This is a genomic window from Mycolicibacterium madagascariense (assembly GCF_010729665.1).
Lineage (GTDB): Bacteria > Actinomycetota > Actinomycetes > Mycobacteriales > Mycobacteriaceae > Mycobacterium > Mycobacterium madagascariense.
In genome coordinates this window covers 136,320-148,484 of the sequence record NZ_AP022610.1, presented here as the reverse complement: position 1 = coordinate 148,484, position 12,165 = coordinate 136,320, and the positions used below count along the sequence as shown (strand labels likewise).

At 66.7% G+C, this 12,165-nt stretch carries 14 protein-coding genes; 8 read left to right on the top strand and 6 right to left on the bottom strand.

Features of this window, described 5'->3' with window-relative positions; translation table 11 throughout:
• Positions 1-39: 39 nt before the first annotated feature.
• Positions 40-318, top strand: a complete 279-nt coding sequence (locus G6N60_RS00730) for a hypothetical protein (protein ID WP_163731085.1) — start codon at positions 40-42, stop codon at positions 316-318.
• A gap of 33 nt (positions 319-351) precedes the next feature.
• On the opposite strand, the gene G6N60_RS00725 is transcribed toward G6N60_RS00730, so the two are convergent.
• Positions 352-1,125, bottom strand: a complete 774-nt coding sequence (locus G6N60_RS00725) for an alpha/beta fold hydrolase (protein WP_163731082.1) — start codon at positions 1,123-1,125, stop codon at positions 352-354.
• Positions 1,126-1,329: 204 nt separating this feature from the next.
• Here G6N60_RS00725 and G6N60_RS00720 point away from each other — a divergent pair, with 204 nt between their 5' ends.
• The gene (locus tag G6N60_RS00720) at positions 1,330-2,175 is read left to right on the top strand and encodes an aldo/keto reductase (RefSeq protein ID WP_163731079.1); all 846 of its coding nucleotides are present in this window, start codon (positions 1,330-1,332) and stop codon (positions 2,173-2,175) included.
• Between the two features lie 150 nt (positions 2,176-2,325).
• Here the strand turns inward: G6N60_RS00720 and G6N60_RS00715 are convergent, their stop codons facing one another.
• Positions 2,326-3,000, bottom strand: coding sequence for a TetR family transcriptional regulator (locus G6N60_RS00715; protein ID WP_163731077.1), 675 nt, complete (start codon positions 2,998-3,000; stop codon positions 2,326-2,328).
• Between the two features lie 681 nt (positions 3,001-3,681).
• On the opposite strand from G6N60_RS00715, the gene G6N60_RS00710 reads away from it, so the two are divergent.
• Positions 3,682-5,091: a hypothetical protein gene (locus tag G6N60_RS00710; RefSeq protein WP_163731074.1), complete on the top strand. Its 1,410-nt coding sequence runs from the start codon at positions 3,682-3,684 to the stop codon at positions 5,089-5,091.
• Positions 5,092-5,184: 93 nt separating this feature from the next.
• On the opposite strand, the gene G6N60_RS00705 is transcribed toward G6N60_RS00710, so the two are convergent.
• The 3 genes from G6N60_RS00705 to G6N60_RS00695 form a co-directional block, all read right to left on the bottom strand.
• Positions 5,185-5,535, bottom strand: a complete 351-nt coding sequence (locus G6N60_RS00705; protein WP_163731071.1) for a hypothetical protein — start codon at positions 5,533-5,535, stop codon at positions 5,185-5,187.
• A 172-nt stretch (positions 5,536-5,707) separates the two neighbouring features.
• Entirely contained in the window at positions 5,708-6,343 is a 636-nt protein-coding gene (locus G6N60_RS00700; protein WP_163731067.1) for a TetR/AcrR family transcriptional regulator, read from the bottom strand.
• 120 nt (positions 6,344-6,463) lie between these two features.
• On the bottom strand, positions 6,464-7,081 hold the full coding sequence (locus G6N60_RS00695; RefSeq protein ID WP_163731064.1) for a carboxymuconolactone decarboxylase family protein: 618 nt from the start codon (positions 7,079-7,081) through the stop codon (positions 6,464-6,466).
• A 364-nt stretch (positions 7,082-7,445) separates the two neighbouring features.
• Between G6N60_RS00695 and G6N60_RS00690 the strand changes: the two genes are divergently transcribed.
• From G6N60_RS00690 to G6N60_RS00670, 5 genes are all read left to right on the top strand, one after another.
• Entirely contained in the window at positions 7,446-7,988 is a 543-nt protein-coding gene (locus G6N60_RS00690; protein ID WP_163731060.1) for a cupin domain-containing protein, read from the top strand.
• Between the two features lie 42 nt (positions 7,989-8,030).
• Complete coding sequence (locus G6N60_RS00685; RefSeq protein ID WP_163731057.1) at positions 8,031-8,471, top strand: TIGR03618 family F420-dependent PPOX class oxidoreductase; 441 nt, start codon at positions 8,031-8,033, stop codon at positions 8,469-8,471.
• Positions 8,472-8,618: 147 nt separating this feature from the next.
• Complete coding sequence (locus tag G6N60_RS00680) at positions 8,619-9,191, top strand: TetR/AcrR family transcriptional regulator (protein ID WP_163731054.1); 573 nt, start codon at positions 8,619-8,621, stop codon at positions 9,189-9,191.
• Between the two features lie 145 nt (positions 9,192-9,336).
• Positions 9,337-10,293 carry an NADP-dependent oxidoreductase gene (locus tag G6N60_RS00675; protein WP_163731050.1) on the top strand — a complete coding sequence of 319 codons (957 nt, stop codon included), beginning with the start codon at positions 9,337-9,339 and terminating at the stop codon, positions 10,291-10,293.
• Positions 10,294-10,512: 219 nt separating this feature from the next.
• A complete protein-coding gene (locus G6N60_RS00670; RefSeq protein ID WP_163731047.1) occupies positions 10,513-10,824 on the top strand; it encodes a hypothetical protein in 312 nt (103 codons plus the stop codon).
• Between the two features lie 16 nt (positions 10,825-10,840).
• Here G6N60_RS00670 and G6N60_RS00665 read toward each other — a convergent pair whose 3' ends face one another.
• Positions 10,841-11,902: an isopenicillin N synthase family dioxygenase gene (locus tag G6N60_RS00665; RefSeq protein WP_163731044.1), complete on the bottom strand. Its 1,062-nt coding sequence runs from the start codon at positions 11,900-11,902 to the stop codon at positions 10,841-10,843.
• Between the last annotated feature and the right edge of the window lie 263 nt (positions 11,903-12,165).

Below are 12,165 nucleotides of genomic sequence, written 5' to 3'. Positions count from 1 at the left end.
AGGGGAGCCGTATGCGCTCCCGCGATCGAGGAACGTCCCATGTCCATCACGTCCAGATATGCCGCACCCACGGTGGTGCTCGCCGGAGTAGCCCTGTCGCTGTCCTTCGCGCCGATCGCCGCCGCCGACGGGGCCGACACCGCCATCGACGACCTGCAGGCCCAGGGGTACACGGTGCAGATCAACTATCTCAACGGTGCCTCCGAGGAGCTGTCGTACTGCTCGGTGGTCAACGTCAACGATCCCGACAGCACGCCCCAACCACCATCGGAGACGACGCTGTTCGTCGACGTGTCGTGCCCGAATCACCACGACTGAGCAACGCGCGTCTCGGCGCCTCGAGTTCGACCGTCACCCCGTGGCGCCGAGGATGAGCCGCACCGTCTCCTCCGGTTGATCCCAGTGGGGGAAGTGCCCACAGTCGGCGAACCAGTGCAGGGCCGCGTCGGGAAAGGCCCGCATCGCGGCGTCGGCCTCGCTCGGCAGCGTCACGCGATCGTTGCGTCCCCAGCCGATCGTCACCCGGCCCTTCAACGACCCTGCCGGTGCCCCAAGCTGTTTGGGCCCGTGCACCAGTGCGCGCACCGCGTCGTCCAGGCTTGGCGAGCTGGCGAAGTTGCGCAGTTCCCCCAGCACCAGATCCGCGGGGAGCCGCCACGGCTTGGCGGAGAACTGCAGCAGCAGCGCGGTACGCCCGACGGCGCTCTTGGTCAGGGCGGGCAGCAGCGGCTGAATGCGCTTGACCAAGGCGAGCGACGGTCCCACCGTGGCGCCGAAGATCTTGACCTGCCGGTCGGACCAGAACCCTCCCGGATCGAGCGCGACGAGGTCACCGCCGTGACCGCGGCGGGCCATTTCGAGCACCATGCGGGCACCCATCGAACTGCCGACCACGTCGACGTCCCCGAGATCCTGCTCCGCGATGAACTGCTCCACGGCGTCGGTGAGGGAGGCGACGGAGACCTCGCCGGTCAGGGGTGGGCTCTGGCCGAAGCCGGGGAGGTCGACGGCGATCACCGTGCGCTCGCGGGCCAGGGCGGGGACGACCAGGTCCCAGTTGTGCAGGTTCGAGATGCCGTGGACGAGCAGGAGCGGTGTGCCTGATCCGGTGCGAACTGAGTGCATGCCTACGGATTACCCCGGCCGGGTGAGCTAAACGGATCTCGCCGCGATGGTGACGAGATGCCGGCACCTGACCCACGAGGCCCACCGGCGCGACGCGGTTGTGCACCATCGGGCCCAAGTGCGGTGAGCGATGGCACCGGCAGAATGGGGCGGTCCGGTGGATCGGGGAATCTAGTGGTCGAGTGGGACGCGAGAGGCGGTCGAATGGTGAATCCAGCCCGAACCGTCGCGTTGCGCGCCGGGGAGAAGATCGCGGCACTCGGACAGGGGACGTGGCACTTCGGCGAGAGCACGGGGCGGTGGTCCGACGAGGTCGCCTCGATCCGACTCGGCATCGACCTGGGGATGACGGTGATCGACACCGCCGAGATGTACGGCGACGGCGCGGCGGAGTCCTTGGTCGGCGAGGCGATCGCGGGACGGCGCGACGGAGTGTTCCTGGTGGACAAGGTGTTACCGCACCACGCCACCCGGGAAGGCACCGTACGCGCGTGCCAGGCCAGCCTGCGCCGGCTCGGCGTCGACCACATCGATCTCTACCTCCTGCACTGGCGGGGACGCATACCGCTGGCGGAGACCATCGAAGGCTTCGCGGAATTGACCCGCGACGGGATGATCCGCCATTGGGGCGTCAGCAATTTCGACGTCGACGACATGATCGAACTGTCGGGGATCCGCGGTGGCGACGGGGTCCAGACGGATCAGATCCTCTACAACCCGACCCGTCGCGGCCCGGAGTACGCGCTGCTGCCCTGGCTCGACCTTGCGGGGGTGCCGACCATGGCCTACTCGCCCATTGAGCAGGGCCGACTGCTCGATCACCCGGCACTGCGATCGATTGCGTTGCGGCACAACGCCACTGCAGCGCAGATCGCACTGGCCTGGGTGTTGGACCGCGACGGCGTCATCGCCATTCCGCGCGCCGGCACACCTTCCCACGTTCGGGAGAATGCCTCCGCCCGGGACATCGAACTGACTCGCGACGACCTCGCCGTTCTCGACCGGGCATTCCCGCCGCCCACTCGGCCGCGCCCGCTGGAGATGCTGTGATCTCGACCGTGCTCGCCTGCGCGTCTGGCGGCCCCCGCGCGGGCGCCAGACCCCTCGACTGGCGCCCGCGTGACCTCGGCATACTGTAGGCGTCTACAGCATCACAGAAATGCTCGTGCTCGGCAATCGCTCGACGGTCGCCCGTCTCACCTAACCCGTCTCTGAGCCGTCGTTCTCCGAGCCGTCGTTCTCCGAGCCGTCCGTCTGCACGCCCACGGCGAGGAGCGAGGTGAGCAGCAGCTCGAACGCCCGATCATGGTCAGCCTGGGCAGCACCGACATCTACACCGTCATCATCGGTTGACGCGGCGCGCCTGTTCTCCACACGCTGAGCCAGTACCGAGCCCCGAACCAGCAGCGACACCGCCGCGAGGGTGTCCAACGCCTGTTGACGATCCAGTCCGCCGGCCATCATCGAGGCGACGGCCATGTCCATCTCCCGCTCACGGAGTTCTCGCGACGTCGGGCCGAGCGTTCCGCGAATCAGGATGAGGTCGGTCAGCACCGGATTGCCGAGCAATGCTCGACGCGTCGTGCGCGCCTTGTCCATCATCGACTCCCGCCAGTCACTCGACGCGACGAAGGCGGGTAGCTCGCTGCGCTCCAAGGCGACGTCGGTCATGGCGTCGAGCAATGCCTCCTTGTTGGGCACGTGCCAGTACACGCTGGTCACTCCGACGCCCAGCGATCTGGCGACCAGGGGAATGCTCAACTCGTCGACGGAGCAGCGCGCGGCCACCTCGAACGCGGCCGCCACGATCGTCTCCGCGCTCAGCGTGCCACGCGCCGTGCGACCCGACGGCCGCCGCGAGGCCGAACGTGGCACGTCATCCCCTCATCTTCGGGCCGACCGCACGATGGGACGGCATTGCGCAACGGCCCCATAGTGCTATACGCGGTGGCGCGCCGTCCGACGACCGCCCTCTCTGCGGTCCATGCCAGCCACCCGCACCGGACGTTTGCCACCGCGCGACGATCTCCTCGATCCCGGCGTGACCGCACGCATCCGACGGATGGAACGTCGATCGCATGGGCGCGCGCTCGCCGACCTGGCCGCCTGGGCGCCCGAGCAAACCACATCCAACGACGGCGGATCGAGCCCATCTCAGCGAGGACGTGCGGGGGTGATCGGCACGCTCGGCCAGGAGGCGCGGGCGGTGCTCGGCGACCAACCGGCCGCACGCGCATTCCGTGTGCGAGTCGGCCTGCCAAGCCCGCGTCCTGAAATGCCAACTGGTGCAGTGCTTTGCGCTGGCCATCCCGGCAGGGTGGCCTAGTATAGAGACGGAGTGCAATTATTTTGTAAAGCCGTTCGGCGCCCACACCGCAGGCCCGTCGACCACCGTCATGTCGCGAAAGATTTATTTGACGCCGCTCCCAATTCGTGGGCTATAGTCGCCTCAGCGTCGCCGTCCAGCAAACTGCGGTCACGCCCTTGGGTCTCTCTGGTACGGGTGTCTACTCGTCCTTCTTCTCTCTGAAAGCTGGTCTGATGCAGGTTCTTTGCGTGTCCGGACGGGTCTCGACATCGGCGACGATGGTGGTCGCTGCGGCCGTCGTCTCCGTTGGCGTACTCGGTGTCTCACCGACGCCGGTACCGAACCGATTGGCGGCCCAACTGACGTCCGCCGCCCACGCGGCCGCCGGCACGGTGCAGCACGCCGAGACCGCGCTGCACGACGGGCTGAAGGCGACGGGGCCGACCATCGCCAGCCTGCTCGCCACGTCCCCGGGCGCGCTGTCCACGACCTCGCTACATCAGCTGGCAGCCGTGGCGACCAACCCCGCGGCGATCAAGCCGTTGCTCGCCTCCGGCGCCGTGGTCGGTGGGGCCGGCGCGGGACAGGTGCTGGCAGCCAACGCGCTCGCCGGACTGCCCACGGTGAATCCCGCTGACGTCGACGCGGTGACCGGGGCGATTCAGGCGTTGATCGATCAGTTCCTGGTGTCGTTCCTCAAGGCGCCCGCCGCCATCGGCGTGGCCCTCCAACGCGTTGCGCAGGGGAACGTCAACGGCGCCTTCGAGAGCCTGGAAGACCTCGTCATCCAGCCCATCAAGCTCTTCGTCGCCTCGAAGTACCCGCAGCAAGCGGCCAACGCGATCGGACGATATGTATACAGCCAGGTGGCCGCCGCGGTGATCGCAGCACCCAAGATCTTCAGCGCTCAGGAGGATCGCATCTTCGACCTGTTCACCTCGGCCCGGGCCAGTGTGGTCGACGCGGTGCAAGGAGTCATCTCGTCGCTCGGAACGCTGAACCCCGCCGCGATCGCCGGTGCGGTCACCGCCGGTCTGAGCAACATCGCCAACACCGCCGTCGCCAATACCTTCGGCCCCGACGGTGGCTTCGCCATCGCTCGCGACGTCGTCAACGCTCTATTCAAGGCAGCCTTTCCCGACCCGCCCGCCGTGACCAACACCGTGGTGACCAACACCGCCGTCGCCCTGACGACTCGAGCCTCCTCGACCACGACCTCCGCTCAGTCCTCCACCGGCACAACGGAATCAAGCCCGTCGACCACCACCCATGTCGAATCCACCCATGTCACGTCGGCGGCGACCGACGACACGGCCTCGGGCACGAGCACTTCGGCGTCGGACGCGACCGCTGCCGAGTCGCACACGTCCGATACCCCCAAGGTGACTGCACAGGACACCCCGGCCACGACGGACGGCAGCACCACAACGCACACCACCGCGGCCAAGCCCAACGCCAAGAAGGCGTCGACGAAGACCGTGGACGTCACGTCGGGCAACAAAGTGCAACCCCACGACACGACCGGTGCCTCGGGGACATCGCACGGCGCGTCGTCAGACGAACCCTCGACCGCAACCGATACCTCGGCGACGAAGGACTCCTCCGCTACCGCGACGTCGGATACCCATGCGGCAGCGGACAAGTCAGCGTCGAAGTAGACGACGGGTAACGGGCCGGATCGGCATTAACGCCGCGGCGCCATGTCGGTCCGCGGCCCGCTCCCCTCGACCGTCACGAAGCCGGTTGACCGGCTAGAGGCAGCGAATCGGGTGGAAGAGATCGAAGAGTGGACCCGCGCACGGCCCCACCCAATCCGGTGGCGGTGCGTAGCCGGGCGGCGGATACCAGCCGGCCGGTGGCACCCAGTCGCGCGGCGGATACCAATCGCGGGGCGGCACCCAGCCCCGGCCGGGATAGCCGTCGTTCCATCCCGCCCATTCGGGATGGTGCCAGCCGTCGTGCCACCCGGCGCCGTGCCATCCGCCGTGGTTCTGGCAGTAGTACCCGCAACCGGGATCGGCGGACGCCGTCCCCACCCCGGTGAGGCCCATGCCAAGGACAACCGCCGCCGCCGACACCGCGGCAACTCGTCGTACTCTCATCGCACACTCCTCTGTCATCGATCCCCGGCCTACTGACACGGTCACCGCTGAGCCTGAAATGCGGCTGAAAAACGGCTCGAAATTCGGCATCTTAAGGTGATCTTCAGCTCTTGATCGAAGACACCCGCTGTGGCACAGCGCCATTCGCACTGGGGCCGAGCCGATCGTGGGTCTACCGACGGGCCGCCGCGCGTCGGGGTCGAAGATCCGCGATGCGGTCGAGGGCGTCGTCGAGCGCGGTCTCCAGAGGGGCGGTGTCGCGGTGGACCTGCGCGAGCAGCATCCCGCCTTCCACCGCGGCCAACAGCACGGTCGCGAGACGTTGGGGGTCGGCCTTGCGGCGCAACTCCCCCCGGTCGTACATCGCCTGCAGGCCCGCGCGGATGGCCGCCTCCCACTGGTCGAACCCCCCGGCCAGATCGGCTCGGCAGTCCGGAAAGGGTTCGGCAAGTTCGCCGACCAGCGACCCGATCGGGCAGCCGCCGGCGCAGTTACGGCGGCGTTGGGTGTCGACGACGAAGTCTCGCCAGGCCCGTAGTCCCTCCATGGTGTCCAGACCCTCGAGCGTGCCCAGGAGAGCGTCGATGCGGTGGGTGATGACGGCCCTGATCATGGCTTCCTTGTCCTGGAAGTAGTGATACATCTGCGAAGGCCCTACGCCAGCGGCCCTTTGGACGTCACCGGGACTGGTGGCGGCGACGCCGTGGTCGTACATCAGTTGCGCCGCAGTGGCCACGATCCGTTCGCGGGTGGCGCGTCCCTTGGGGGTGAGCCGGTGGGTGCCGGTGCCCGTTTCGTTCGTCGTCATCGTCATCGACCAGGTGAGGCGAGCCCGTCGCGTGCGGGCCCGGCGTCCTGATCCCCCTTCCGTTTTCGGCTCATTCTGTTCGGTGTAAAAGCCAGAGGGCCTGTCGCCGGCCCGGTTTCGTCAGGGGCTCGTGGAGACGGGCGCCGCGGATGTCCCGGCTGGATTGGTATCCCGTCCGCCGATCTTGTCGGTGGTCTCCAGCGGGACGCGACAACCGTTGAGCCACAAGCCCATGAAGATGAAGTAGGTGATCGAGAAGATGTACTTCCGTGTCCAGTCCTCACCAAAGGTGCTCAGCAGTTCGCCGAGCGTCTCGTCGGTCAGGGTATGCGCGCTGGCGAACTCGTCGACCGCCCGGCCCAGCAGAACGTAGGCCGAGTCGATGCCGGTGACGGGCCCGTCGGAGGCGATGGCGGCGATCTCGTCCTCGGTGAGCCCCACGTTGCGACCGATCGTCGAGTGGACCTGCCACTCATAGGGCGCGTCGAAGTCCTTGGCGACGCGCATCATGCACATCTGCCGGTGCTTGGGGTTGATGCCCTCGGGGCCGAAGATCGCGTTGACCGTGTCGATCACGCCCGGGAAGTGCGCCCCCGTTCCGGCGAACATCTTGACGACGTTCAGCGTCGCGTCCGGCTGATAAGTGCCCCCAAAGTAGGCCTCGGTGACCTCCTTGATGACGTCGTCATCGGGCAGCGGCACGGTCACCGTCGCAGCGTAGGTCGTCGGAATGTTCATCGCTGTTCGTCCTCCTTCGCCTGCCCGCGGGCAGGGTGGCCAGCGGGTGGGTGCCCGATGTCCTAGTGGTCATCGCCGCTGCGGCCAGCGTACCGCCGTGGTGGGCACTTTATGAACTCCTAGATACAAAACAGGATGACACATCGAGCCGCAGTCGCCCGGGGTTCTCAGCGCGTGGGCGCGGGCGTCTCATGGCGCACGTGCTCAATCACATGGCATCGCAGGGTTTTAGAAGTCCTTGGACTCGTCGGCACCTTGGTGGCGCATCGGTTGACATGATCGACACTTGGCGCAACTATGTACCTTGAGATACAGAGAATTCACTGCCGCTTCGAGCCCGCATCGACACAGGAGAAGCCTCGACATGAAGATCCGGCGAATCACCACCGCCGAAGCGCCCACCGGCGTCGTGACGCAGACCGACGAGGTCTTCGACACCTCGACCGTCCAGGACCTCACGCACGCGTTCGACCTATGGGGTTTCGACGAGGTCCCCGAGTTGCCGCTGCGGCCCGAGCACGTGCTCGGCGAGTACGAGGAATTGGGTCTCTTCGGTCCACGCGGGGGAATTCGCGTGGACATCCAGGTCGTTCCCCCGGTCGTCGGCGATGAGCCCCCGGACCTGTCGGCGATCGCGGGGAACCTCGATTTCGGCACCGGTGGCGGGATGACGCCGGGCGAGGAGGGGGCCGGCATGCACCGCACCGACACCGTCGACTTCGTCGTGGTCCTCGAAGGCGAGACCAACGTCGCCTATCCGGGCGAGGACGGCGACGTGCACGAGTTCACCATCAGGGCCGGAGACTTCCTCGCCCACAACGGAACGTTCCACCGGTGGCACAATCGATCCGGATCGAATTGCACGCTGATGCTCATTCCGATTGCCGCCGAGCGCACGACCGAATGACGGCAGCCACCCACTCACCACGCCGATCAAGGAGCACACGCCATGACGACGCTCGACCAAGCAGCAGCGCTATCCCGTGACGAGCAGGGCCTGGTCGTGGTGTCGACGTTGCGGGCCAACGGCACCATTCAGTCCTCGCTGGTCAACGCCGGCGTCCTGGCCCACCCCGCCACCGGGGAGACGATCTTGGCCTTCGTCGCGGTAGGTCCGGTCAAGTTGGCGAACCTGCGGGCTCGACCGCAAGTCACCTCCACGTTCCGCAACGGGTGGCAGTGGGCGGCGGTCGAAGGGCGCGCCGAGCTCGCCGGGCCCGACGATCCCCAACCCTGGCTGGACGCCGATGGGCTGCGGACGCTGCTCCGGGAGATCTTCACCGCAGCAGGCGGTCACCACGATGACTGGGATGAATACGACCGGGTGATGGCCGAGCAGCGACGCGCAGCGGTGCTCATCCGACCGGACCGGGTGTACGGCAGCCAATGACGTTGCGTGACAGCGTGTTTCAGTTCTTCATCGAGATTGCCGCGGACCTCGATACCCCGTCCGCACAGTGAGGTCGCCGGGGCGGGACAGCCCCAATTCGTCGCTGACGTGGCCGTATTGCGCTGACGCTACGGTAGCGTTTTGGCCGTGGCGGGCAATTCCGATGGGCGGGTGGAACGGTCCAAGGCTGCGGTGCTGGCGGAGACGTACCGCCAATTGACGCTCAGCGGTCTCGGCGGGGTGAGCGTCGACGAGGTGGCCCGCAACTCCGGCGTCGCCAAGACCACGATCTACCGTCATTGGCCGTCGCGCTCGGCGTTGCTGATCGATGCGTGCTCGCGGATGGGCGGCCCGCAGCCCGCGCCCGACACCGGTTCGGTGCGCACCGACCTGCTGGCCTTGGCCACGGCCGTCGCCGAACAGCTGTGGACGGCGGCCTGGCCGTCGGTGTTGCCCTCGATCATCGACGCCGCGGAGCGTGACCCGGACATCGCAGACATGTTCGCCCAGCTGCATCAGGGCAACATGGCGCCCTTCCGCGAGGTGGTCGCGCGGGGACGCGAACGCGGAGAACTGCGGCCGGACACGGTCGTCGACGACGTGGTCACCGCGGTGATGGCACCGCTGTTCTATCGCCGCTGGTTCGCCAAAGAACGCGTGGACGACGCCTTCGTCCACGCCACCGTCGACCACGCCATCCGCAGCGCACAGCAGACCTAGGAACCAGCAGGCTCCGGCCGACTGCCACGCACCGTTCCGGTGTGACGACTTCGCTGACCTCTGCGGTTGACCGTTTCGCTACGGTTCAGTAGCGTTCTAGTAGAACGCTACCGTAGCGTTTCATACATCGAGATCGAGGTATCCCATGTCCCTTCAGAAGGCGTATCGGTTGCACTCCTACGGCGGCCCGGAGTGCGTCCAGCTCGACGACGTCGAGGTGCCCGAACCGGGTCCGTCGCAGACGCTGGTCGCGGTGCACACCGTCGGGATGAACCCCTTCGACTGGAAGATCCGTGAAGGCTTCGGGCGAATGATGGGTTTGCAGCTGCCGACCACGTTGGGAGTGGACTTCGTGGGCACGGTCGAAGCCAACGGGGACGGTGCCTCGCGGTTGGCTGCGGGTGAGCGGGTGATGGCCATTTCGAACACCTTGGGCGCCTTCGCCGAGTACATCGCCGTCGACGAAGCCACCCTGGCACGGGTGCCGGAGGGACTGAGCGACGTCGAGGCCGCGGCGTTGCCGATTCCTGGCTTGACGGCCTGGCAGACGGTGCACCTCGCCGGTGAGCCAGGCCCAGGAATGCGCGTGCTGATCAACGGAGCGTCCGGGATCGTCGGTTCGCTGGCCGTACAGCTGGTCAAGGCGGCCGGTGGATACGTCATCGGTGTGGCATCGGGCAAGAACCGCGACTACGTCCTGAAGCTCGGCGCCGACGAGTTCCTCGACTACCAAGGCGAACGCGTCGAAAACCGTTTCACAGACGTCGATCTCGTCCTGGACTACGCCCTGGCGGGCAGCCCCGACGACACCGCACGGCTGTGGACGGTACTCACTCCCGGGGGTGCGGTCGTCAGCGTCGCCGACCCCACCATCCTGGACAACGTTCCGGCGGGCTACCGCGGCTACTTCCACCAGGCCGTGCCCGACGCGGCCGCACTCGAGGAGATCGCCAATCGGGTCGTCGCCGGTGACCTCACCATCACGATCGCCCAGGTGTTCCCCCGAGATCGACTCATCGAGGCCATGGAGCTCAACAAGGCCGGCGGCACCACCGGACGGCTGGTCGTCGACTTCACCGACACCACGGAGTCACGCCACTAGGGCCGCTCACCCGCTTCGCGGAGCCCAGCTTCGTTCAGGTGATCATCAGGCCCGGGTGCGAAAACGACGAACCATGGTCGACAGCTGAAGGTTTCCTTCGGGCAACTGTCTTACAGTTGCGTGATCGTTTGAATTAATCTTGACTGATTCATACCCGCAGTGGTCGGTTCGGGATCCGCCCGACAGTGCCTGGGCGGATCCATCAGAAGGAGGCCTCGGGTGAAGCTGCAACGCGTCAAGTCGACGGCTGGGTATCTTGGTGCCGCCGCCGTGATCACCGCACTGGGCATCTGTTTCTCTTCTGGCATCAACGCTCCCCATGCCGTGGCCGGCGGTTCCGGCGATTCCCCGACGACGAACCTCACCACGCAGCCGAGCGTGCCGGTGATGTCGATCAATCCGACCGCAATGAGCTTGGGCTCCACGGTGACTCAGTCCCCGGCGGCTACCACACTCGGCGTGGCGTCGGCCTCGCCGACGTTCAAGGCCACTGCCGCGGCGGGGTGCGTCAACAACGGGCAGTGCCCCTAGGCGCCAGCGCGCAGTGTCAACGCGGTTGACTCAACGCTTCTGATCCTTGGGCCGCCAGCACTCGGGCGGCTTCTCGGACTGCGGTGACGTTGGACTTGCCTTGGCGGGAGCCGGCCAATTTCGCGGAGATGTGGGCGCCGACGGTGATCGGTTCATAGGCCATGCCGTCGTCGCCGTCGAGGAACGCGGGTGCGGTGGTGATCTTGGCGTCGACGTTGCCATCGTGAAAGAACGCCGCCGAGCGACGCCGCTCGATGCGGCCGTCCACGATCGGCGGCTTGACGCGGTGCAGCGTCGACATCCACCGGTCGTTGGTGATCCTTGCCATCAGGTCGCCCAGATTGACCAACAGTGCACCGTCCATCGCCACGACGTCATGCCAGCGTCGGTCGGTGCCCAAGACCTGCAAGCCCGCCACCTGATCGGCCCACAGTACCGTCACGATTCCGAAGTCGGTGTGTTCACCCATCCCCGTGAGGTCACCGTCGAGATCCAGAAGTCCTTGCGGCAGTGCGTAATTGTTCATCCGCAGCACGTCGACGGAATGATCGGTCAGCCGCCGAAAGTAGTCCGGATCGAGATGCAGCGCCGCGCAGAAGACGTCGGTCAGCACCCGCGCGACGCGCCCGGCCTCGGCGAAGTAGTCCCAGACCGACGACTCGAAGTCGCGCACCTCGGTGGGCCACACGTTGATGCCGTAGTCCGCCTCGTCGAGATCGAGGTGAGTGAACGACCGCGCCTCGGCCCCCACGTTGTACGCCTCGAAGAAGTCGTTCATCCTCGTCGCCGACTGCACGCCCAGTGACAGACTCAACGACTCGCTCTTGGGTGGGCTGTAACCGCGGTTGCCCGGCACCCGGTAACCCTTCTTGGTGTCGATGTCCAGCGCGAAGAAACCGTCCATGGCCGTCGTCAAACCGTCGATCACCGAGCGTTCCATTCCGTGCCCCAGGATCTGCATGAAACCCACCCGGCGGCAGGCATCGTCGACGGCCTCGGCCACCGTGTACTTGGCGCGGTCGTCCCCGCCGGTGACCCAGGGGCTGATGTCGATCGCGGGTACCTCGAACGAGCTCACCGATCGTCCTCCGTTCCTCGGTGCCAGGCGTGCGTGCGATGGATTCTAGTGCAGTACGACTGGTCGAGCATGACGTCGGCCTTCGAGATCGACTGCGCCACTTGATCAGTGATCATGGCACCGCGATGGCGGCTGGTCGACGACGAACCCGCCCACGTCCTGATGGTGATTAGCGAGTCCCGTGAGCGGTCTCGCCGCATCGCGATTGATCGGCCGAGCAGCTCGATCGAATTGGGGCGTTGGTGTCGTGGGGCGGCGCTTTC